General features: G+C 70.4%; 18 protein-coding genes. 13 read left to right on the top strand and 5 right to left on the bottom strand.

Going from position 1 to position 21,923, the window contains the following annotated elements:
• Positions 1-8: 8 nt before the first annotated feature.
• The gene (locus tag AB0D85_RS27475) at positions 9-1,835 is read right to left on the bottom strand and encodes an HSP90 family protein (RefSeq protein WP_362325467.1); all 1,827 of its coding nucleotides are present in this window, start codon (positions 1,833-1,835) and stop codon (positions 9-11) included.
• A 169-nt stretch (positions 1,836-2,004) separates the two neighbouring features.
• Between AB0D85_RS27475 and recG the strand changes: the two genes are divergently transcribed.
• The 8 genes from recG to mutM all read left to right on the top strand — a co-directional run bounded on the left by recG (position 2,005) and on the right by mutM (position 9,371).
• Positions 2,005-4,221 (top strand): ATP-dependent DNA helicase RecG, encoded by a 2,217-nt coding sequence (gene recG, locus AB0D85_RS27470; protein WP_362325464.1) that lies wholly within the window; start codon positions 2,005-2,007, stop codon positions 4,219-4,221.
• Positions 4,222-4,345: 124 nt separating this feature from the next.
• Positions 4,346-4,933, top strand: coding sequence for a 16S rRNA (guanine(966)-N(2))-methyltransferase RsmD (gene rsmD, locus AB0D85_RS27465; RefSeq protein WP_362325461.1), 588 nt, complete (start codon positions 4,346-4,348; stop codon positions 4,931-4,933).
• Positions 4,934-4,959: 26 nt separating this feature from the next.
• A complete protein-coding gene (gene coaD, locus AB0D85_RS27460; RefSeq protein ID WP_362325458.1) occupies positions 4,960-5,439 on the top strand; it encodes a pantetheine-phosphate adenylyltransferase in 480 nt (159 codons plus the stop codon).
• 58 nt (positions 5,440-5,497) lie between these two features.
• A complete protein-coding gene (locus AB0D85_RS27455) occupies positions 5,498-6,589 on the top strand; it encodes a cell division initiation protein (RefSeq protein ID WP_362325455.1) in 1,092 nt (363 codons plus the stop codon).
• 133 nt (positions 6,590-6,722) lie between these two features.
• Positions 6,723-7,373: a YceD family protein gene (locus AB0D85_RS27450; RefSeq protein ID WP_362325452.1), complete on the top strand. Its 651-nt coding sequence runs from the start codon at positions 6,723-6,725 to the stop codon at positions 7,371-7,373.
• 2 nt (positions 7,374-7,375) lie between these two features.
• Complete coding sequence (gene rpmF / locus AB0D85_RS27445) at positions 7,376-7,549, top strand: 50S ribosomal protein L32 (protein WP_003951102.1); 174 nt, start codon at positions 7,376-7,378, stop codon at positions 7,547-7,549.
• An 8-nt stretch (positions 7,550-7,557) separates the two neighbouring features.
• Positions 7,558-8,409 (top strand): ribonuclease III, encoded by an 852-nt coding sequence (gene rnc, locus AB0D85_RS27440; protein WP_362325449.1) that lies wholly within the window; start codon positions 7,558-7,560, stop codon positions 8,407-8,409.
• A gap of 101 nt (positions 8,410-8,510) precedes the next feature.
• Positions 8,511-9,371: a bifunctional DNA-formamidopyrimidine glycosylase/DNA-(apurinic or apyrimidinic site) lyase gene (mutM, locus tag AB0D85_RS27435; RefSeq protein ID WP_362325445.1), complete on the top strand. Its 861-nt coding sequence runs from the start codon at positions 8,511-8,513 to the stop codon at positions 9,369-9,371.
• Here mutM and AB0D85_RS27430 read toward each other — a convergent pair.
• Both AB0D85_RS27430 and AB0D85_RS27425 read right to left on the bottom strand, forming a co-directional pair.
• Positions 9,344-9,745, bottom strand: a complete 402-nt coding sequence (locus tag AB0D85_RS27430) for a helix-turn-helix domain-containing protein (RefSeq protein WP_362325441.1) — start codon at positions 9,743-9,745, stop codon at positions 9,344-9,346. The two genes, mutM and AB0D85_RS27430, sit on opposite strands and share 28 nt — an antisense overlap.
• A gap of 94 nt (positions 9,746-9,839) precedes the next feature.
• Positions 9,840-10,985 carry a CAP domain-containing protein gene (locus tag AB0D85_RS27425; protein ID WP_362325438.1) on the bottom strand — a complete coding sequence of 382 codons (1,146 nt, stop codon included), beginning with the start codon at positions 10,983-10,985 and terminating at the stop codon, positions 9,840-9,842.
• A 189-nt stretch (positions 10,986-11,174) separates the two neighbouring features.
• Here AB0D85_RS27425 and AB0D85_RS27420 point away from each other — a divergent pair, with 189 nt between their 5' ends.
• From AB0D85_RS27420 to AB0D85_RS27405, 4 genes are all read left to right on the top strand, one after another.
• Complete coding sequence (locus AB0D85_RS27420) at positions 11,175-11,456, top strand: acylphosphatase (RefSeq protein WP_362325435.1); 282 nt, start codon at positions 11,175-11,177, stop codon at positions 11,454-11,456.
• Positions 11,457-11,838: 382 nt separating this feature from the next.
• Positions 11,839-12,042 carry a hypothetical protein gene (locus AB0D85_RS27415; protein ID WP_361289655.1) on the top strand — a complete coding sequence of 68 codons (204 nt, stop codon included), beginning with the start codon at positions 11,839-11,841 and terminating at the stop codon, positions 12,040-12,042.
• A 246-nt stretch (positions 12,043-12,288) separates the two neighbouring features.
• Positions 12,289-16,035 carry an AAA family ATPase gene (locus AB0D85_RS27410; RefSeq protein ID WP_362325432.1) on the top strand — a complete coding sequence of 1,249 codons (3,747 nt, stop codon included), beginning with the start codon at positions 12,289-12,291 and terminating at the stop codon, positions 16,033-16,035.
• A 268-nt stretch (positions 16,036-16,303) separates the two neighbouring features.
• A complete protein-coding gene (locus AB0D85_RS27405; protein ID WP_362325429.1) occupies positions 16,304-17,722 on the top strand; it encodes a sugar porter family MFS transporter in 1,419 nt (472 codons plus the stop codon).
• A 163-nt stretch (positions 17,723-17,885) separates the two neighbouring features.
• Here the strand turns inward: AB0D85_RS27405 and AB0D85_RS27400 are convergent, their stop codons facing one another.
• A complete protein-coding gene (locus tag AB0D85_RS27400; protein WP_362325427.1) occupies positions 17,886-18,857 on the bottom strand; it encodes an LLM class flavin-dependent oxidoreductase in 972 nt (323 codons plus the stop codon).
• Between the two features lie 57 nt (positions 18,858-18,914).
• Positions 18,915-20,387 carry a cytosine permease gene (locus AB0D85_RS27395; RefSeq protein WP_362325424.1) on the bottom strand — a complete coding sequence of 491 codons (1,473 nt, stop codon included), beginning with the start codon at positions 20,385-20,387 and terminating at the stop codon, positions 18,915-18,917.
• 276 nt (positions 20,388-20,663) lie between these two features.
• Between AB0D85_RS27395 and ftsY the strand changes: the two genes are divergently transcribed.
• Complete coding sequence (ftsY, locus tag AB0D85_RS27390) at positions 20,664-21,866, top strand: signal recognition particle-docking protein FtsY (RefSeq protein WP_362325421.1); 1,203 nt, start codon at positions 20,664-20,666, stop codon at positions 21,864-21,866.
• Positions 21,867-21,923: the final 57 nt, after the last annotated feature.

Below are 21,923 nucleotides of genomic sequence, written 5' to 3'. Positions count from 1 at the left end.
TTCGCCCATCAGCGGTCACCCTCCCCATGAGTGGCCCACTCCAGCAGGCCGATGAACGAGCGGTTGATCAGCGCCGAGTCGGCCGGCCGCAACGGGCGCTGGGCCATCAGCAGCGCCTGCCCGTACAGCGATTCGGTCGCGGTGCCGATCAGCTCCGGGTCCTTGAGGGCACTGATCCGCCGGATCAGCGGATTGAGGTGGTTGAGCACCAGCCGCGCCCGGGGCGCGCTGCCGCGCAGCGAGCCCAGGATGCCCGCCCACAGGTCGTCGGCCTGCTCCTCGGCCTCCGCGCGGGCCTGCTCATGGCGGGCGGCGCGGTCGTCCAGGTGCAGGGCGGGGACCGAGAGGGGGTGGAAGGCGCGCAGCACTATGTCGCACTGCAGCGGGTCGAGCGTGGCCCGCGCCACCGCCAGGAACCCCGCCAGCGCCAGCTCCTCCGCCGGATCCACCGAGTCCAGATGGGCGGTCACGGTGTCCGCGTCCAGCTCCGCGACCACCGTCCCGGGCCGCACCGACGGCAGCGCCTCGACCAGCTCGCTGTCGTACGTGTAACCGCCGTTGATCACCCCGACGCCCTGCGCGGAGGCGATCGGCGCGACCTGCCGGTACTCCTCGACCGACCGCGTGAAATGCACCACCGGGTGCCGCTGCGCGAACTCCTCCAGCGACAGCTGCCCGTCGGTGGTCTCGAAGGGCAGCCACGGCAGCATCGTCCGCAGCATCTCCCGGTCGTGCCGGGCCAGCGACTTCACACCCAGGTGGTGCACGGACAGGAAGGCCGAAAGACGTTCCGGATCCCCGGCCGCCAGCCCGGTCAGCCAGGACCGAATCCTTTCGCCGAGCGCCTCCCGTACGGCGGCCAGCGTCTCGTCCTCGTACAGCGACTCGCGCGAGGCCGTCGGCCGCAGACTGTCCGTGTCCAGCACACAGCGCACGAAGAACGCCCAGTCCGGCAGCAGCTGTTCGGCCCGCTCGGTCAGCAACATGCCCTTGAGATGCACCCGGTGCGTGGCCCGCTGGGCCGGACTCACCGCCGACGGCAGCACATACGCCACGCCCCGGATCCCGGCCAGCGGCACGTCCAGGGCGATCGCGTCCAACGGCGTGAACCCGAACAGCTCGTGACAGTGCCGGGCCAGCGCCACCCGGCGGGTCGCGGGGGAGGGGTACGGCCGGTCCCAGGGCGCCGGCAGATCGGTGACCGCCTCCTCGCCCACCCGGACGTCGTACGGCAGCAGCGAACCGAAGTCCCGCGCCAGCGCCAGCACCCGCCGCTCGTCCAGCCACTCCGCCGCGCCCGCCCGCGCCACCAGATGCACGGTGGTACCGGGCTCGGGCCGGGCCTCGGGCGGCAACGTCCGCACGGTGTACGACCCGTCGTCGCGCGCCGTCCACTCCACGGGCGGCGCGTCCGGCGTCCGCGCACTGCGGCTGACCACCCGGATCCGCTCGGCCACCACGAAACAGGCCAGCAGCCCGATGCCGAACTGGCCCAGGAAGTCGGAGCGGGCCTCCTGCAGCCCGTCGCCCCGTTTGGAGCTCCGCCCGATCGTCGCGAGCAGACTGTGCACATCCGACTCGGTGAGCCCGACGCCGCTGTCCTCCACCCGGAGGGAACTGCCGTCGGCGTACAGCCGCACCCGCGCCGGGGCGTCGGGCTGCTCGGCCCGTCTCGCGGTGATCGCGTCCACGGCGTTCTGCAGCAGTTCGCGCAGGTAGACCTTGGGGCTGGAGTACAGGTGGTGGGAGAGCAGGTCCACCAAACCACGCAGGTCGACCTGGAACGTATGGGGTGACTGTGATGCCTGTGATGACTGTGAGGTCTGGGAATCCATCGTCGCTGCGCCGGAGGGGGGATGACGTGGTCGGCGCGGGGTCGGGCGGTCCCTGGTGGGGCGGTGACCGCGGAAGGATGGCCGGAGCGCGCCATCCTATGACTCAAAACGACCGTCTGACCAGGGGTTTCCCGAACCGTATCCGGCATTGTCAGTGACGTGGTGTGCAATGGATCTCGTGCCCGCACTGGAAGAACCGCTGAAACAGCCACTGAAGTCAGTGCTCGGCCCAGCCACCGCGAAGGTGATGGCCGAGCATCTCGGCCTGCACTCCGTCGGCGACCTCCTGCACCACTATCCCCGCAGATACGAGGAGCGCGGCCAGCTCACCCACCTCGCCGACCTGCCCATGGACGAGCACGTCACGGTGGTCGCCATGGTCGCCGACGCCCGTCTGCACACGTTCGCCTCCGCCAAGGCGCCGCGCGGCAAGGGGCAGCGCCTGGAGGTCACGATCACCGACGGCAGCGGCCGGCTCCAACTGGTCTTCTTCGGCAACGGCGTGCACAAGCCCCACAAGGAACTCCTGCCGGGCACCCGCGCGATGTTCGCCGGCAAGGTCTCGGTCTTCAACCGCCGCCTCCAACTGGCACACCCGGCCTATGAATTGCTACGGGGCGAGGACCCGGACGAATCCGTCGAGACCTGGGCCGGCGCCCTGATCCCGCTCTACCCGGCCACCGCCAAACTGGAGTCCTGGAAGATCGGCAAGGCGGTCCAGACGGTCCTGCCCAGCGCGCAGGAGGCCCTGGACCCGCTCCCCCCGACCCTCCGCGAGGGCCGCGGCCTGCTGCCCCTCCCCGAGGCCCTCCTCAAGATCCACCGCCCCCACACCAAGGCGGACATCGCCCAGGCCCGCGACCGCCTCAAGTGGGACGAGGCCTTCGTCCTCCAGGTGGCCCTGGCCCGCCGCCGCCACGCGGACGCCCAACTCCCCGCGGTCGCCCGCAGACCTTCCCCCGACGGCCTCCTCACCGCCTTCGACGACCGCCTCCCCTTCACCCTCACCGACGGCCAGCAGAAGGTCTCCAAGGAGATCTTCGACGACCTGGCGACGGAACACCCGATGCACCGGCTGCTGCAGGGGGAAGTCGGTTCCGGTAAGACGATGGTGGCCCTCCGCGCCATGCTCGCCGTCGTCGACGCGGGTGGTCAGGCGGCCATGCTCGCCCCCACCGAGGTGCTCGCCCAGCAGCACCATCGCTCGATCACCGAGATGATGGGCGAGCTGGCCGAGGGCGGCATGCTCGGCGGCGCGGACCATGCCACCAAGGTCGTCCTCCTCACCGGCTCGATGGGCACGGCCGCCCGCCGTCAGGCGATGCTGGACCTGGTCACGGGCGATGCGGGCATCGTGATCGGCACGCACGCGCTGATCGAGGACAAGGTCCAGTTCCACGACCTCGGCCTGGTGGTCGTGGACGAGCAGCACCGCTTCGGCGTGGAACAGCGAGACGCCCTGCGCGGCAAGGGCAAGCAGCCTCCCCACCTCCTCGTCATGACCGCGACCCCCATCCCGCGCACGGTCGCGATGACGGTCTTCGGCGACCTGGAGACCTCGGTCCTGGACCAGCTCCCGGCCGGCCGCTCCCCGATCGCCACCCATGTCGTCCCCGCCGCCGACAAGCCCCACTTCCTGGCCCGCGCCTGGGAGCGGGTCAGGGAGGAGGTCGGGAACGGCCACCAGGCGTACGTCGTCTGCCCCCGCATCGGAGACGAGGAGGAGGACCCGAAGAAGGCGAAGAAGTCGGCCGAGGACGAGGCGGAGAAGCGCCCCCCGCTCGCCGTCCTGGACGTGGCCGACCACTTGGCCAAGGGCCCGCTGAACGGTCTGCGGGTGGAGGTCCTGCACGGCCGTATGCACCCCGACGACAAGGACGCGGTGATGCGCCGCTTCGCCGCCGGCGACACGGACGTCCTGGTCGCCACCACGGTCATCGAGGTCGGCGTGAACGTCCCCAACGCCACGGCCATGGTCATCATGGACGCCGACCGCTTCGGCGTCTCCCAGCTCCACCAGCTGCGCGGCCGCGTGGGCCGGGGCTCGGCGCCCGGCCTCTGCCTCCTGGTCACGGAGATGCCGGAGGCGAGCGCGGCCCGCCAGCGCCTGACGGCCGTCGCCTCGACCCTGGACGGCTTCGAGCTCTCGCGGATCGACCTGGAACAGCGCAGAGAGGGCGACGTCCTCGGCCAGGCCCAGTCGGGCGCCCGCTCCAGCCTCCGCGTCCTCGCCGTGATCGAGGACGAGGAGATCATCGCGGAGGCGAGAGAGGAGGCGACGACGCTGGTGGCCCGAGACCCCGAGCTGACCGACCTCCCGGGCCTGCGAACGGCCCTGGACGCCCTCTTGGACGAGGAGAGGGAGCAGTACTTGGAAAAGGGGTGAGTGGAAGCGCCCCTTCAGGGGCGCGGGGCTGTGTCCATATGCGGCTCCGCCGCGCGGGCGCGAGCAACCACGACGCACGTGCTGCCAAACTGAATCCGCAACCACCCCGGACCGAGGATTCAAAATGACCCGCGTGATCGCAGGCGCAGCCGGCGGACGTCGGCTGACCGTGCCGCCCGGCACCGGTACCCGCCCCACTTCGGACCGCGCACGCGAGGGCCTCTTCTCCACCTGGCAGTCCCTCCTCGGCGGCCCCCTGGACGGCGAACGCGTCCTCGACCTCTACGCCGGTTCCGGCGCCGTAGGCCTGGAGGCCCTCTCCCGTGGTGCCGGCCACACCCTCCTCGTGGAGGCCGACGCCAGAGCCGCCCGCGTCGTACGTGAAAACGTAAAGAATCTGGGCCTCCCCGGCGCCGAAGTACGGGCGGGCAAAGCCGAACAGATCGTCCAGTCCCCGGCGCCGGCACAGCCGTACGACATCGTCTTCCTGGACCCCCCGTACCGAGTCACAGATCACGATCTTCGGGAGATTCTCCTCACACTCCACTCTGGGGGCTGGCTAGCGCCCGACGCCCTCGTCACCGTGGAGCGCAGCACCAGAGGCGGCACCTTCGGCTGGCCGGACGGCTTCGAGGCCCTCCGGTCCCGTCGCTACGGCGAGGGAACGTTTTGGTACGGTCGCGCCGCCTCTACGTGCGAAGACGCACGATGACCGGACCGGAGAGCGAGGGATCACAAGTGCGCCGCGCCGTCTGTCCCGGGTCGTTCGACCCGATCACCAACGGACACCTCGACATCATTGCCCGAGCGTCCCGTCTCTACGACGAGGTCTACGTCGCGGTGATGATCAACAAGTCCAAGAAGGGCCTGTTCGAGATCGACGAGCGGATCGACCTGATCCGCACGGTCACCGCCGACTACGGCAACGTCCGCGTCGAGGCGTTCCACGGCCTCCTCGTCGACTTCTGCAAGCAGCGCGAGATCCCCGCCATCGTCAAGGGCCTGCGGGCCGTCAGCGACTTCGACTACGAGTTGCAGATGGCCCAGATGAACAACGGCCTGACCGGCGTCGAGACGCTTTTCGTGCCGACCAACCCCACCTACAGCTTCCTCTCCTCGTCTCTGGTGAAGGAGGTGGCCCAGTGGGGCGGCGACGTATCGCACCTGGTTCCGCCGGCCGTTTTCGAGGCCCTCAACAAGCGTATTCACAGGGACTGATGGGGCTACAGTCGTCCCGTCCGTCTCCAACACAGCTGTAGAGAGTGGCGAGCGCAGGGTGGACGTACAGAAGAAGCTCGACGAGATCGTGGCCACGGTCTCCGGTGCCCGGGCCATGCCCATGTCGGCGTCGTGCGTGGTCAACCGTGCCGATCTGCTCGCGATGCTCGAAGAGCTGCGCCAGGCGCTGCCCGGCTCCCTCGCCCAGGCCCAGGAGCTGATCGGCGACCGGGACCAGATGGTCGAGCAGGCGCGGATGGAGGCCGAGCGGATCATCGAGACCGCGCACGCCGAGCGCGGCTCGCTGATCTCGGACACCGAGGTGGCCCGCCGCTCGCAGGCCGAGGCCGACCGGATCCTCGGCGAGGCCCGCCAGGAGGCCGAGGAGGTCCGCGCGGACGCCGACGACTACGTCGACTCCAAGCTCGCCAACTTCGAGGTCGTCCTCACCAAGACCCTCGGCTCGGTCGGCCGCGGCCGCGAGAAGCTGCTCGGCACGGGCCCCGGCCTCGACGAGCAGGGCTACGAGGACGAGGACGCCCCCGAGCGCAGCCACGACCCCGAGACCCTGCGCCGGGACGCCGACGCCTACGTGGACACCAAGCTGGGCGCCTTCGAGGCGGTGCTCGCCAAGACCCTGGAGGCCGTCGGCAAGGGCCGCGCCAAGCTGCACGGCCGGATCGCCACCGACGACCTCGGCGCCCTGGCCGACGACAACACCACCTTCCAGCACTCCAGCGACGCCGACTACCTCGCCGACCTCGCGGCGCTCGCCGACCAGGACGAGCGGGCGGCCCAGGCGGCCCAGGCCGAGCAGCCCGCCGCCGCACAGCCCCAGCAGCCGCAGTACGACCAGCAGCCCGTGCAGCAGGATCCCTACGGCTATCCACAGCAGCAGCCCGCCTACGCCCAGCAGGACGCGTACGGCTACCAGCAGCAGGACCCCTACGGTTACCAGCAGGCCGACCCGTACGCCGCCTACCAGGGCTACGACACCGGCCAGCAGCCCGTCTACGACCCCCAACAGCAGCAGCCGGCCGCCCAGCACCAGGCGCACCAGTCGTACGCCCTCGACGAGACCAGCCTCTTCGACACCGGCATGATCACTCCGGAGCAGCTGAGGGCGTACGAGCAGGGGCGGGGCCTGTAGAGACCCACCGGATTGGGCCGACAGCGAAAGGTCCAGTATCCTGGCTCTTCGGTCGCGTCTACGTCCGCGATCAACGCTGCCCGGGGAGACCTTCCGGACGGCGTCCCTCTGAACTCGAAGATCGAAAGCAGGAATGGCTCCTCACGCGCGCCTCGACCACCGCAACCCGTTCGTGTTCGACACACACGAGCTGGGGCGGCGTCCCGGTGCCCTGCAGCGCCTGACCCGCACGGTCGACGCCCCCAAGGACTTCGGTATCAAGGGGGTCATCGGAGTGCCGGAAGGCGCCCCGGTGGAGCTCGAACTCCGGCTCGAGTCGGTCATGGAAGGTGTGCTCGTCACCGGCACCGCCCGTGCACAGGCCGAGGGGGAGTGCGTAAGGTGTCTGGAGCCGGTCGAGCAGGAGCTCGAAGCGGACTTCCAGGAACTGTTCTCGTACCCTGACGCCGACGACCGGGGCCGCGTGATCGCGGAACCGGGCGACGACGCCGAGGACGACGAGGACAGGTACTTCATCGAGGACGGCTTGTTCGACCTCGAACCCGTGCTGCGCGATGCGGTGGTGCTCGCACTGCCGATGCAGCCGGTGTGCCAGGACGACTGTGCGGGACTGTGCTCCGAGTGCGGAGTGCGTCTCGCGGACGACCCGGACCACCACCACGACGCCGTCGACATCCGTTGGGCGGCTTTGCAGGGACTCGCCGGTTCCACGAAGGACGGCGAGAAGGACGAGATGAGCGGCGCTGACGCGGAAGCGGGCGTCGACGAGAAGCAGGAGAAGTAGCCGTGGCTGTTCCGAAGCGGAAGATGTCGCGCAGCAACACGCGCCACCGCCGGTCGCAGTGGAAGGCTGCGGTCCCCACCCTGGTTGCGTGCGAGCGCTGCCACGAGCCCAAGCAGCAGCACATCGCGTGCCCGTCTTGCGGCACCTACAACAAGCGCCAGGTCCTCGAAGTCTGAGCGGCCAGGTGAGAGGCACTGTGTCCAGTCCCAAGAAGGCGGATGACGCCAAGGCGGACCCATCCGCCAAGAAGAAAACGGACAGCACGGCCTCGTCCCACACGCTTCTGGAAGGGCGGCTCGGCTACAAGCTCGAGTCCGCCCTTCTGGTGCGTGCACTGACCCACCGTTCCTACGCGTACGAGAACGGCGGTCTGCCGACGAACGAGCGGCTGGAGTTCCTCGGTGACTCCGTCCTCGGTCTCGTCGTCACGGACACGCTGTACAACACTCACCCGGACCTGCCCGAGGGCCAGCTGGCCAAGCTCAGGGCCGCCGTGGTGAACTCGCGTGCGCTAGCGGAGGTGGGCCGCGGTCTCGACCTGGGCTCCTTCATCCGGCTCGGCCGCGGTGAAGAGGGCACGGGCGGCCGGGACAAGGCGTCCATCCTCGCCGACACCCTGGAAGCGGTGATCGGCGCGGTCTATCTCGACCAGGGCCTCGACTCGGCGTCCGAGCTGGTGCACCGGCTCTTCGACCCGCTGATCGAGAAGTCCTCGAACCTCGGAGCCGGCCTGGACTGGAAGACCAGTCTCCAGGAGCTCACCGCGACGGAGGGCCTCGGCGTGCCCGAGTACCTGGTCACGGAGACCGGCCCCGACCACGAGAAGACCTTCACTGCTGCCGCCCGCGTCGGAGGCGTCTCGTACGGCACCGGCACCGGCCGCAGCAAGAAGGAGGCGGAGCAGCAGGCCGCCGAATCCGCCTGGCGCGCCATCCGCGCCGCGGCGGACGAGCGCGCCGAGGCCGCGGCAGCCGAGCAGGCGGCCAAGGCCGAAGCCGAGGAGGACCACGGTCCGTCCTCCGCCGCCTCCGCCTGACGAACAGCGCAGCCCGAGCGCCCGCCACCATTCCACGGAGGCGGGCGCTCGGATCTTCCACGGTTCCGCTTGGTTCCGCACGGTCCTGCACGGGAGTCCCGATGCCCGAATTGCCCGAGGTCGAGGTCGTACGGCGCGGCCTGGAGCGATGGGTCGCCCATCGCGTCGTGGCCGAGGCCGAGGTGCTGCACCCGCGTGCCGTACGACGGCACGTCGCCGGAGCCGACGACTTCGCGCACCGCCTCAAGGACCACCGCATCGGCACCCCGAGCCGGCGCGGCAAGTACCTGTGGCTGCCGCTGGAGGACACCGGCCAGTCGGTCCTCGCGCACCTCGGCATGAGCGGCCAGCTGCTGGTGCAGCCGCACGAGGCACCGGACGAGAAGCACCTCAGAATCCGCGTCAGATTCGCCGACGAGGTCGACACCGAACTGCGCTTCGTCGACCAACGCACCTTCGGCGGGCTGTCGTTGCACGACAACACCCCCGACGGACTGCCCGACGTCATCGCGCACATCGCCCGCGACCCCCTCGACCCGCTGTTCGACGACGAGGCCTTCCACCAGGCCCTGCGCCGGAAGCGGACCACCATCAAGAGGGCGCTGCTCGACCAGTCGTTGATCAGCGGGGTCGGCAACATCTACGCGGACGAGGCCCTCTGGCGCGCCCGTATCCACTACGAACGTCCGACCGCCGGCTTCACCCGCCCGCGCACCGCCGAACTCCTCGGCCATGTACGGGATGTGATGAACGCGGCCCTGGCCGTCGGGGGCACCAGCTTCGACAGCCTGTACGTCAACGTGAACGGCGAGTCGGGGTACTTCGACCGCTCGCTGGACGCCTACGGCAGGGAAGGGCTGCCCTGCCGGCGGTGCGGTACGCCGATGCGCAGGCGGCCCTGGATGAACCGGTCCAGCTACTTCTGCCCGACGTGTCAGCGGGCGCCGCGCGTCTCGTCGTAACGCCCGCGGGCGGCCAGCACCTCGTCCATCCGGCTCTCCACGAAGTGCACGACGGACAGCAGGCGTTCGGCGACCTCGCGGCCGAGCGGGGTGAGTTCGTAGTCGACGCGGGGCGGGTTGGTCGGCTGTGCCTCGCGGTGCACCAGGCCGTCGCGCTCCAGCGCCTGCAGCGTCTGGGAGAGCATCTTCTCGCTGACGCCGTCCACGCGCCGGCGCAGCTCGTTGAACCGGAACGACCCCTCGTGCAGCGCGCTCAGGGTGAGTCCGCCCCAGCGGCCCATGACGTGTTCGAGCGTGGTGCGCGAGGGACAGGCCCGGGCGAAGGCGTCGTACGGAGGGGGCATCTCCTCCGCGCGGTCCTGGGTGATGGTCATGCGTCCAGCGTACGGGAGCACAGCGCTAACCGGCAGGGTGCGCTAACCATTGGTTAGCGCACCCTGCCGGTTCAAATACGGGCTCGGTACGGGCTCAGTACCCGAAGTCCTGTGTCCACCACGGTCCGCCCTCGCCGAAGTGCACCCCGACCCCGAGGGTCTTGAAGTCGCAGTTCAGGATGTTGGCGCGGTGGCCCTCGCTGTTCATCCAGGCGTCCATCACGGCCTGGGCGGTGGCCTGGCCGCGGGCTATGTTCTCGCCGCCGAGGTTGGATATGCCGGCCGCCGCGGCCCGGTCCCACGGGGTCTTGCCGTCCGGGTCGGTGTGGTCGAAGAAGTTCCGCGCGGCCATGTCGTCGCTGAACCCCTCGGCCAGCTTGGTCAGCGAGGAGTTCGCCGCCAGCGCGCTGCAGCCGACCTTGGCCCGCTCCTCGTTCACCAGCTTCAGCACCTCGGCCTCGACGACGGACTCCTCGGACACGGTGACCGGCGCGGCGGTCTTCACCGGTGCCTTGGTCGCCGTCCTGGAGGGCGTGGCCGTCGGCTGCTCGGACGGCGTGGTGCTGGGCGGAGTGGCGCCGGAGGTCGGCCCCGCCTCCGTCGGCGCGGGCGACGCGGAGGCGGACTTCGAGGGGGAGCCGGAGGCGGACGCGGTCGGCGTCGGCGAGGCGGAGCGCCGGGTGTCCCGGCTGGTCGAGGCGCCGGCGGTGTCCCGGCTCTCGGCGCTGCCGGAGGTGCCGCCCTGCTCCGCGGCCGTGTTGCTGGGCACGCCGTCGGCCTGCACCTGCTCGCCGCCGGTGGTGCCGCTGGTGCCGCCGAGCTTGTAGTTCTCCAGGCCGGGCACCAGGCCGGTGGCCACCGCGACCGTGCCGATGGCGACGGCGGCCGAGACCCCGAGCAGCCCCGTGGCCACGGGCCGCCCGCCCTTCTTCCTGCGCCGGTGCCCACCGTCCGAGCGGGAACCACCCCCGGTCCGGGTGAAATCCTCGGCCGGGAAGTCGGCGGTGTTCATGAAGCGGGCGTAGTCGTCCTCGTTCGCGAACAGGTAGGCCGAACTGCGCGCGTTGGTGTCGGCGTACTCCTCCCGGTGCAGGTAGGGCGCGGTGCCCGTGCCGAACCGGAGGGCTGCGTAGGAGTCCTGCGGATCGTGGCCGCCGGTGTACGAGCCGTCGTTCTCCGTGACCCCCGTGGCGCGGCCCGTGGCGGCGCGGCCGGCGGCTGAGCGTCGGTGGCGTCCCATGTCCTTGCCTTCTTCCCTCGTCCTCGTGGTCGGGGCCGACCAGGGGCCGATGTGGCCAATGACTCCTTCTGGTCAACCAGGCTCACTCGATCGAGTGAGTTTCATACGAGATTCATTGGGTGGGGACGGTACCCCATACCGCTGGGGGAGGAAGTGTCCCGAGTGACATTGGCCGGTTAGGTTGCACCCATGAGCGAGGATGTACGACTGGTCGCCTGGGTCCGTGGATACGTCCAGGGCGTGGGCTTTCGCTGGTTCACACGGGCCAAGGCACTGGAGATCGGCGGGCTGAGTGGTTTTGCTCTCAATTTGGGCGACGGCCGCGTCCAGGTGGTCGCGGAGGGTACCCGGGAGGGCTGCGAAGGACTGCTCGACTGGCTCCAGGGCGATGACACGCCCGGGCAGGTCGAGGGTGTCACCGAGATCTGGGACACACCCCGGGGCGGTTACGACGGCTTCGCCATCCGCTGAGTCCGCTCTGTAAAGCCGCGCAGGCGGAAGCGGAGCAATCTGCCACCGGCATGTGCCCCGAGCAGAAATGGCCTGGTGGTTGCCAAGAATCGCCGGCCGTGGCAGGCTCCGCAAATACAGATGATCGCCACGCCCTGAGGGCCCCGCAGGAGTCGCAGCGCCGCCCGTCCAGGGCCGCCGGCCCGCGGTTTCGCCCGCCAATACGGGGTGTGATCGTGTTGACCGTCAAACTTTTTGGTGAGACGCTGAAAGCCCCGCGCACCTTAGCTGTTTGGCATGGAGCAACGTCGAGCAACACTCGGATGTGTCAAGCACCGCGGGTGCGAATCCCTCACGACCCACACCGCTTCGGTCGGTCACTCAGTGTGGAGGACCATCCATCATGGCAAAGGCGCTTCTCGGTTACGTCGGCGGCTCCGACCCGCGACTCCTCGCCGAGATGCGACGGCTCCAGCAGCGTGTCCAGGACCTCGAATCCGAGCTCGTACGGATCCAGGCCGAGAACGACGCGCTGACGGCTGCCGCTTCTCCCGACAGGATCATGGAGAGCATCGACGCACACCAGGCGGAGCCTGCGCTCACCTGATCGCTGCATCGCTCCACAACAGCACATGCGGCGGTTGGGCAGCCCTTTCAGCCGCTTAAGTTGTCAAGATTTGCAAGGGACGCCCCGGCGTCCCTTCTTTCTTGTCTTTCTTGCCCGCCCGCTTGTAGCCCCGCGCATCCTTTCACCCTCTTTAACGTCTGGTGTGCCCTGCATGTTCATGCGCGAAACCGCGGGGTTGCGAGGCTTCGTGGAGTGGGGTAGCGGGGCCGGGTAGAGTCCGACGGCGTGCACCTCAAGGCCCTGACCCTCCGCGGGTTCAAATCGTTCGCCTCGGCGACCACGCTCCGGTTCGAGCCGGGGATCACGTGTGTCGTCGGTCCGAACGGTTCGGGCAAGTCCAACGTCGTCGACGCGCTCACCTGGGTCATGGGCGAGCACAGCGCCAAGTCGCTGCGCGGCGGCAAGATGGAGGACGTCATCTTCGCCGGCACCACCGGCCGCCCCCCGCTGGGCCGCGCCGAGGTGTCCCTGACCATCGACAACTCCGACGGCGCCCTGCCCATCGAGTACGCCGAGGTCACCATCACGCGGATCATGTTCCGCAACGGCGGCAGCGAGTACCAGATCAACGGTGACACCTGCCGTCTCCTCGACATCCAGGAACTGCTCTCCGACTCCGGCATCGGCCGCGAGATGCACGTCATCGTCGGCCAGGGCCAGCTCGACTCCGTCCTGCACGCGGACCCGATGGGCCGCCGCGCCTTCATCGAGGAGGCGGCCGGCGTCCTCAAGCACCGCAAGCGCAAGGAGAAGGCGCTGCGGAAACTGGACGCGATGCAGGCGAACCTCGCGCGCGTGCAGGACCTGACGGACGAGCTGAGGCGCCAGCTGAAGCCGTTGGGCCGCCAGGCCGCGGTCGCCCGCCGGGCCGCCGTCATCCAGGCGGACCTCCGCGACGCCCGCCTGCGCCTGCTGGCCGACGATCTCGTACGACTCCGCCAGGCGCTCCAGACCGAGATCGCCGACGAGGCCGCCCTCAAGGAACGCAAGGAAGCCGCCGAGCAGGAGCTGAAGAAGGCCCTCCAGCGGGAGGCACTCCTGGAGGACGAGGTACGGCGGCTCACGCCACGCCTCCAGCGGGCCCAGCAGACCTGGCACGAGCTCTCCCAGCTCGCCGAACGCGTCCGCGGCACGATCTCGCTGGCCGACGCCCGGGTGAAGAGCGCGACCTCCGCGCCCCCCGAGGAGCGGCGCGGGCGTGACCCCGAGGACATGGAGCGCGAGGCGCACCGCATCCGTGAGCAGGAGGCCGAGCTGGAGGCCGCCCTGGACGCGGCCGAGCGCGCCCTCGACGACACCGTCGCGCACCGCGCCGAGCTGGAGCGCGAGTTGGCCCTGGAGGAACGGCGTCTGAAGGACGTGGCCCGGTCCATCGCCGACCGGCGCGAGAGCCTGGCCCGGCTGAACGGCCAGGTCAACGCGGCCCGTTCGCGCGCCGCGTCCGCGCAGGCGGAGATCGACCGGCTGGCCGCCGCCCGCGACGAGGCCCAGGAGCGGGCGGTCGCCGCGCAGGAGGAGTACGAGGCGCTCAAGGCGGAGGTCGACGAGCTCGACGCCGGTGACGAGGAACTCGCCGAACAGCATGAGCAGGCCAAGCGGCAGCTGGCCGAGGCGGAGACGGCCCTGACCGCAGCCCGCGAGGCGGTCACGGCGGCGGAACGCAAGCGCGCCGCGACCCAGGCCCGCCACGAGGCGCTGGCGCTGGGCCTGCGCCGCAAGGACGGCACGGGGATACTGCTGGGCGCCCGGGACCGCCTCACCGGAATCCTCGGCCCGGCAGCAGAACTCCTGACGATCACCCCGGGCCACGAGGTCCCCCTGGCAGCGGCTTTCGGCGCGGCGGCGGACGCGATCGCGGTCACGACCCCGGCCTCCGCGGCAGACGCGATCCGCCTACTGCGCAAGCAGGACGGCGGCCGCGCGACCCTACTCCTGGCAGACGCCCCGGACGACCCCGGCCCCCGCACCGAAGCGCCCCGCACTGAGACGCCCCATAGGGGCGCGGGGAACGGCGCGCCCAGCCACAACGACGCGGCACCGGACCGACGACCGCTGGGCACACCGCTGGTCAATGCCGGCGACGAGGCAGCGCCCCATGGGGGCGCGGGGAACGGCGCGCTCAGCCCCCACGCACCCGCAGACGACCGGCGACCCTCCACGGCACCGCCTGCGCAGCGACCCGCCGCAGACCTCGTCCGCGGCCCCACCGACCTGATGCCCGCCGTACGGCGACTGCTCAGGAACATCGTCGTGGTCGACACCCTCGAAGACGCCGAGGACCTGGTCTACCGGCGCCCCGATCTCACCGCCGTGACCGCCGAAGGCGACCTCCTCGGCGCCCACTTCGCGCACGGCGGCTCCGCCGGCGCGCCCAGCCTCCTCGAAGTGCAGGCCTCGGTCGACGAAGCCGCCGCCGAACTGGAAGAGCTGGCCGTCCGCTGCGAGGAACTGTCCGAGGCACAGCACACCGCCCAGGCCCGGCGCAGGGAGTGTGCCGCGCGAGTCGAGGAACTGGGGGAGCGGCGCAGGGCCGCCGATCGGGAGAAGTCGGCGGTGGCGCAGCAGCTCGGCCGGCTCGCCGGCCAGGCCCGCGGCGCGGCCGGCGAGGCGGAACGGTCCACGGCGGCAGCCGCCCGCGCCCAGGACTCGCTAGACAAGGCCCTGGAAGAGGCCGAGGTGCTCGCCGAGCGGCTGGCCGTGGCCGAGGAGATGCCCGTCGAGGAGGAGCCGGACACCTCGGCACGGGACCGGCTCGCCGCCGACGGCGCCAACGCCCGCCAGACCGAGATGGAGGCCCGCCTCCAGGTCCGTACCCACGAGGAGCGGGTCAAGGGCCTCGCCGGCCGCGCCGACTCCCTCGACCGCGCCGCCCGCGCGGAGCGCGACGCACGCGCACGTGCCGAGCAGCGCAAGGCCCGGCTGCGCCATGAGGCCGGCGTCGCGGAGGCCGTCGCCTCCGGTACGCGCCAGCTGCTCGCGCATGTAGAGGTCTCGGTCGGCCGGGCGGAGCAGGAGCGTGCCGCCGCCGAGGCCGCGAAGGCGCTGCGCGAGCGCGAGCTGACCGCCGCCCGCACCACCGGCCGCGACCTCAAGGCGGAACTCGACAAGCTCACGGACTCGGTGCACCGCGGCGAGGTGCTCGGCGCCGAGAAGCGCATGCGCATCGAGCAGTTGGAGACCAAGGCCCTTGAGGAGCTGGGCGTCGAGCCGGCGGGGCTCGTCGAGGAGTACGGCCCGCACCAGCCGGTGCCGCCCTCGCCGCCCGCCGAGGGCGAGGTGCTGCCGGACGACCCCGAGCACCCGCGCAACCAGCCCAAGTCCTTCCACCGCGCCGAGCAGGAGCGCCGGCTCAAGGCGGCCGAACGCGCCTACCAGCAGCTCGGCAAGGTCAACCCGCTGGCGCTGGAGGAGTTCGCGGCCCTTGAAGAACGGCACAAGTTCCTCAGCGAGCAGCTGGAGGACCTGAAGAAGACCCGGGCCGACCTGCTTCAGGTCGTGAAGGAGGTCGACGAACGCGTCGAGCAGGTCTTCACCGAGGCCTTCCGGGACACGGCCCGCGAATTCGAGGGTGTCTTCAGCCGCCTGTTCCCCGGGGGCGAGGGCCGGCTGATCCTGACCGACCCCGACAACATGCTCACCACGGGCGTGGACGTCGAGGCCCGCCCGCCCGGCAAGAAGGTCAAGCGGCTCTCCCTGCTGTCCGGCGGCGAGCGCTCACTGACCGCCGTCGCGATGCTGGTGTCGATCTTCAAGGCGCGCCCGAGCCCGTTCTACGTCATGGACGAGGTCGAGGCGGCCCTGGACGACACCAACCTGCAGCGGCTGATCCGCATCATGCAGGAGCTCCAGGAGTCCTCGCAGCTCATCGTGATCACGCACCAGAAGCGCACGATGGAGGTCGCCGACGCGCTGTACGGCGTGTCCATGCAGGGCGACGGTGTGTCGAAGGTCATCAGCCAACGCCTCCGCTGAGTTTGCGTGCGCTCTACACCGACCCTCCACGGCAGATCCGCGCCCTGACCTGCGCATCCCGTTCATCTATTCAACTATTGAACGCAAATCCCTTCACCATGCCTTCAAGCTCACATCGCCTGCGGTATTGACTTCGAAACTTGAAGGCATAGTCTCTGCAACGTTGCTTTTACCTTCAGGTGTGAGCGGTGCGAAGCTGTGCGCCACTTGAACCTGAGAGGGCTCACCCCCACCCCGGCAGCGTTGCCGGTGGCCCGAGGAGTTTCTTGTGACCAGCACAGCGCAGGCACGTCAGCCAGGAGCCGGGACGGCTCACCCCGATCATCTCGGGCACGTCATCTTCATCGCGGCGGCGGCCGCGATGGGCGGCTTCCTCTTCGGCTACGACAGCTCTGTCATCAACGGCGCCGTCGAGGCGATCCGGAGCCGCTACGACATCGGCTCCGCGGCCCTCGCCCAGGTCATCGCCATCGCGCTGATCGGCTGCGCCATCGGCGCCGCGACCGCCGGCCGGATAGCCGACCGGATCGGCCGTATCCGCTGCATGCAGATCGCCGCCGTGCTGTTCACCGTCAGCGCCGTCGGTTCGGCGCTGCCCTTCGCCCTCTGGGACTTCGCCTTCTGGCGGATCGTCGGCGGCTTCGCCATCGGCATGGCCTCGGTGATCGGCCCCGCCTACATCGCGGAGGTCGCCCCACCGGCCTACCGCGGTCGCCTCGGCTCCTTCCAGCAGGCCGCGATCGTCATCGGCATCGCCATCTCGCAGCTGGTCAACTGGGGTCTGCTCAACGCCGCCGGCGGCGACCAGCGCGGCCACCTGATGGGCCTGGAGGCCTGGCAGGTCATGCTCGGCGTCATGGTGATCCCGGCCGTCCTCTACGGCCTGCTCTCCTTCGCGATCCCCGAGTCCCCGCGCTTCCTGATCTCCGTCGGCAAGCACGACCGCGCCCGCGAGATCCTCGAAGAGGTCGAGGGCAAGAGCGCCGACCTGGGCGCCCGCGTCGCCGAGATCGAGCACGCGATGAAGAGCGAGCACAAGTCCACGTTCAAGGACCTGCTCGGCGGCTCCTTCTTCTTCAAGCCGATCGTCTGGGTCGGCATCGGCCTCTCGGTCTTCCAGCAGTTCGTCGGCATCAACGTCGCGTTCTACTACTCCTCCACCCTGTGGCAGTCGGTGGGCGTCGACCCGACGGACTCGTTCTTCTACTCCTTCACGACGTCGATCATCAACATCGTCGGCACCGTGATCGCGATGATCTTCGTGGACCGCATCGGCCGCAAGCCGCTGGCGCTGATCGGCTCCGTCGGCATGGTGATCGGCCTCGGCCTTGAGGCCTGGGCCTTCTCCTACGACCTGGTCGACGGCAAGCTGCCGGCCGCGCAGGGCTGGACCGCCCTGATCGCCGCGCACGTCTTCGTCCTCTTCTTCGCCCTGTCCTGGGGTGTGGTCGTCTGGGTCTTCCTCGGCGAGATGTTCCCGAACAAGATCCGCGCCGCCGCGCTGGGCGTGGCCGCCGCCGCGCAGTGGATCGCCAACTGGGCGATCACCGCGAGCTTCCCGTCGCTGGCCGACTGGAACCTCTCCGCGACCTACGTGATCTACACGGTCTTCGCGGCCCTCTCCATCCCGTTCGTCCTCAAGTACGTCAAGGAGACGAAGGGCAAGGCCCTGGAGGAGATGGGCTGACCCGCGCAGCCCCCCGCACTCGAGGAGACGGGCCAAGTCCCCGCTGCCCCTCTCCTCGTACCCCCGCCGCCCCGCCCGGTCACTGCCCGGGCGGGGCGGCGGTTCACTTTCTGACCTGCCGTTCTCTCTGCCGGCATGGGCCGGCCGCCGCACCTCGCCCCCGCTACGCCGGCAGCGCCGGAAGCACGGCCTCCGCGAACAACCGCAGGCTCCGCCACCCCTCCGCCACCGGCATCCCGCCCGCCAGCGGATGCAGCACCAGGTTGTCCAGCCCCGCCGCCACGCACTCCTCCGGCGCGAGGATCCGGTAGACGCCCTCCGCGCGCAGCTCCTCCACCGTCGTCGCGGCCGACCGCACCGCCGAGCGGATGTCCCCCGACTGCCAGGAGGCATACGTCCGGGCCTCGTGCAGGAAGTGCTCCCCGTACTCCGCCCACGCCCGGTCCGGGTCCTCGGCGATGTGCAGCAACGGAGTCTCCGCGGTGGGCATCATCGTCCAGCCCTCCGTGCGGTACTCGGTGAGCTTCTCCTTGTAGTACGCCTCCAGCTCCGGCAGGTGCGCGCTCGGGAAGAACGGCAGGCCCAGCCGGGCGGCCCGGCGGGCGGCGGCCTTCGAGGAGCCGCCGACCAGCAGCAGGGGATGCGGATCGGTGAAGGGGCGCGGTGTGACCCGTACCGTACGGCCCCGGTACTCGAACTCCTCGCCGGTCCACGCCTTCAGCAGCGTCTCCAGCACCTCGTCCTGCAGCCGGCCGCGTCGTTTCCAGTCCACGTCGAACTGGGCGTACTCCTCCGGCCGGTAGCCGATCCCGACGACCGTGACCAGCCGGCCCCCGCTGAGCAGGTCAAGGACCGCGATGTCCTCCGCCAGCCGCAGCGGGTCGTGCAGCGGACCGATCACCGCCGACACGGTCACCGCGATGTTCCGCGTCGCCCCGAACACCGCGCCCGCGAAGGCGAACGGCGACGGCAGCCAGTTGTTGTCGACCCCGTGGTGCTCCTCGGTCTGGACGGTGGTGACCCCGTGTTCGTCGGCGTACGCGGCCATCTCCACGGCCGCCCGGTAACGGGCGCCCAGGGACGCGGAGTCGGCCCCGGGCTCGACGAGGTTGAAGCGAACGACCGAGACGGGCATGGGAGTTCCCCTTCACCTTGGCCGGGCGGGTGTGCGGGGACAGTAGCTGACGGTGCGTCAGACAGCCAGAGCCGTGGACCGCCCGGCCGACGCCGTCACCACCGCCGGCTTCGGCAGCACCGCGTACAGCAGGCCGGAGACGACGATCGTCGCGAGCCAGCCGAGGCCGTACAGGCCGACGGGGTTGTTCTGCGCGAGCGGACCGGTGAACCAGTCGGACGTGGTGAAGAGGAGGCCGGTCGCCAGGCCGAGCGCCCAGGCCGTCACGGCGGCGGGGGAGAAGCCCGCCCGGTACCAGTAGGCGCCGGCCGGGCTCGTGTCGAGGAGGGCCGCGGTGTCGTACTCCCGGCGGCGGAGCATGTCGACGCCGAAGACGCCCACCCAGGCCGAGAACGCCACCGCGAGCAGCGACAGGAAGGCGATGAAGGAGCCCATGAAAGAGGTCGCGGCCAGCATCAGGACACCGCCGAGGACCAGCGAGATCACCGCGTTGACCGAGACCGCCCAGTGGCGGTGGACGCGGAAGCCGAGCGTCTGCGCGGTGAAGCCCGCCGAGTACATCGACATCGCGTTGATCAGCAGCATTCCGACCAGGGCGATGAGGAGATAGGGCACCGCGAGCCAGCGGGGGAGGGTCGCGCCGAGGAAGGAGACCGGGTCGGCCGCCTTGGCGAGGCCGGGCGTGGACGACGCCATCACATCGCCCATCAGGACCATCGGCAGTACGACGATCACCGCGCCGCCCACCGTGTTGCGTACGATCGCCGCCGAGGACGCCGTCCCCGGCAGATACCGGGTGAAGTCCGGTGCGGCCGGCGCCCAGCTCATCCCGCCCGCCGCGATCAGCCCGATCCCGGTGATCATCGCGGCCGTGGAGCCGGCGCGCTGCCCGAACACCTTCCCCCAGTCCGTCTCCGCGATCAGATAACCGAGAACCAGCACGGAGAAGGCGCCGAACAGCCAGGTCGCCCAGCGGTTGCAGCGCCGCACCGCCCTGATGCCCATGCCCGAGATCGCGAACGTGGTGATCACGAAGAGCAGCAGGGCCACGATGATCAATGCGGTGTTGCGCCTGACCCCGGTGAGGATGTCCAGGACGGCCAGCAGCGCATAGGCGCCGGTCACCGCGTTGATCGTCTCCCAGCCCCAGCGCGCGACCCAGATCAGCCCGCCGGGGAGCAGGTTGCCGCGCCGGCCGAAGACCGCGCGGGACAGGGCCATACCGGGCGCGCCACCGCGTTTGCCCGCGATGCCGATCAGTCCGACCAGGCCGTACGACACGATCGGCGCCGCGACGCCGACCACCAGGGCCTGCCAGAAGTTCAGCCCGAACGACACCGCCAGACCCGCGCCCATGGTCACCAGCAGAACGGTGATGTTGGCGGCGATCCAGATGGAGAGCAGTCCGCGGGTCGTCGCGGTGCGCTCGGAGTCGGGGACCGGTTCGATGCCCCGCGTTTCGAGTCCGTGATGCGCCAGTGACTCTTCGAGATGTTCGAGCGCGCCATCGTGGTGGGCGGTGGTGCTCATGTCAGCATCGTACGCTAGGCCGACTTATGCTCCTAAAAGCGACATGGTGTCGATGTCGGTGGCGAGGGCGTGTCACGGCCCACTGCATGAGCCATGACACGCCCTGGGTAGGCCATAGCGGACCCCACCCGTCGCGGATACTGGACGCGTTGTGACTCCGCCCGCGAGGGCTTCCCGTCGACACACGGCCGACGGCGGACCAGCCCGGCCCGGGGGCGCGCGGCCCCACCCTGAGAACGACTGGCCGCGCAGGGGGTCACGCATACTGGAGCGGTTATGGAAACCGTCATCCTTGCTGTAGTCATCGCCGTGGTCGTGCTCGCGGCGCTCGGCGGACTGGTCGTCGGCAGCCGGCGCAGGAAGTCGCTGCCCCCGCCGCCCCCCGCCGCGCCCGACATCACCGCGCCCCCGGCCGAGCCGCACGTCGGCGACGAGGCCGAGACGCCACGCGACGAACCGCGCCGGACGATAGAGGAGGTCGACCTTCCCGACGGCTCGGCTCCCGTCGTCGTGGAAGAGCCCCTCGTCCCCGAAGCGCCCGCGATCGAGATCCCGGAGCCCACCGCCGGCCGGCTGGTCCGGCTGCGCGCCCGGCTCTCCCGCTCCCAGAACGCCCTCGGCAAGGGGCTGCTCACGCTCCTGTCGCGCGAGCACCTCGACGACGAGACCTGGGAGGAGATCGAGGACACCCTGCTCACCGCCGACGTCGGTGTGCAGCCCACCACCGAACTGGTCGACCGGCTGCGCGAGCGCGTCAAGGTGCTCGGCACCCGCACCCCCGACGAGCTGCGCGGCCTGCTCCGCGAGGAGCTGCTCAAGCTGGTCGGCACCGACGCCGACCGCACGGTGAAGACCGAGCCGGAGGACCGCAAGCCGGGCATCGTGATGGTCGTCGGCGTCAACGGCACCGGCAAGACCACCACCACCGGCAAGCTCGCCCGTGTGCTCGTCGCCGACGGCCGTACGGTCGTCCTCGGCGCCGCCGACACCTTCCGGGCCGCCGCCGCGGACCAGCTCCAGACCTGGGGCGAGCGGGTCGGCGCCTACACCGTGCGCGGGCCCGAGGCCGGTGACCCCGCCTCCGTCGCCTTCGACGCGGTGAAGGAGGGCAAGGAGATGGGGGTCGACGTCGTCCTCATCGACACCGCCGGGCGCCTCCACACCAAGACCGGCCTCATGGACGAGCTCGGCAAGGTCAAGCGGGTCGTCGAGAAGCACGCCCCGCTCGACGAGGTGCTGCTCGTGCTCGACGCCACCACCGGGCAGAACGGCCTGGTCCAGGCCCGGGTGTTCGCCGAGGTCGTCGACATCACCGGCATCGTGCTCACCAAGCTGGACGGCACCGCCAAGGGCGGCATCGTGGTCGCGGTCCAGCGCGAGCTGGGCGTCCCCGTCAAGCTCATCGGCCTCGGCGAGGGCGCGGACGACCTGGCGCCGTTCGAGCCGGAGGCGTTCGTTGACGCCCTTATCGGTGACTGACGGCGGTAACTCCACCGGCCGCATCCGTGAGAAGCGCCCGATCCCCGAGGTGCAGTC

The organism is Streptomyces sp. NPDC048277, from assembly GCF_040652235.1.
GTDB lineage: Bacteria > Actinomycetota > Actinomycetes > Streptomycetales > Streptomycetaceae > Streptomyces.
Note: the sequence above shows the minus strand (reverse complement) of the source record. Positions and strands in the feature narration are given on the sequence as shown.

Coding starts and splice junctions, on each gene's coding strand:
- AB0D85_RS27475 (WP_362325467.1), bottom strand. CDS start 1,835: ATGGATTCCCAGACCTCACAGTCATCACAGGCATCACAGTCACCCCAT.
- rsmD (WP_362325461.1), top strand. CDS start 4,346: ATGACCCGCGTGATCGCAGGCGCAGCCGGCGGACGTCGGCTGACCGTG.
- ftsY (WP_362325421.1), top strand. CDS start 20,664: ATGGAAACCGTCATCCTTGCTGTAGTCATCGCCGTGGTCGTGCTCGCG.
- recG (WP_362325464.1), top strand. CDS start 2,005: ATGGATCTCGTGCCCGCACTGGAAGAACCGCTGAAACAGCCACTGAAG.
- AB0D85_RS27415 (WP_361289655.1), top strand. CDS start 11,839: ATGGCAAAGGCGCTTCTCGGTTACGTCGGCGGCTCCGACCCGCGACTC.
- mutM (WP_362325445.1), top strand. CDS start 8,511: ATGCCCGAATTGCCCGAGGTCGAGGTCGTACGGCGCGGCCTGGAGCGA.
- AB0D85_RS27450 (WP_362325452.1), top strand. CDS start 6,723: ATGGCTCCTCACGCGCGCCTCGACCACCGCAACCCGTTCGTGTTCGAC.
- AB0D85_RS27430 (WP_362325441.1), bottom strand. CDS start 9,745: ATGACCATCACCCAGGACCGCGCGGAGGAGATGCCCCCTCCGTACGAC.
- AB0D85_RS27425 (WP_362325438.1), bottom strand. CDS start 10,985: ATGGGACGCCACCGACGCTCAGCCGCCGGCCGCGCCGCCACGGGCCGC.
- AB0D85_RS27395 (WP_362325424.1), bottom strand. CDS start 20,387: ATGAGCACCACCGCCCACCACGATGGCGCGCTCGAACATCTCGAAGAG.
- AB0D85_RS27420 (WP_362325435.1), top strand. CDS start 11,175: ATGAGCGAGGATGTACGACTGGTCGCCTGGGTCCGTGGATACGTCCAG.
- AB0D85_RS27400 (WP_362325427.1), bottom strand. CDS start 18,857: ATGCCCGTCTCGGTCGTTCGCTTCAACCTCGTCGAGCCCGGGGCCGAC.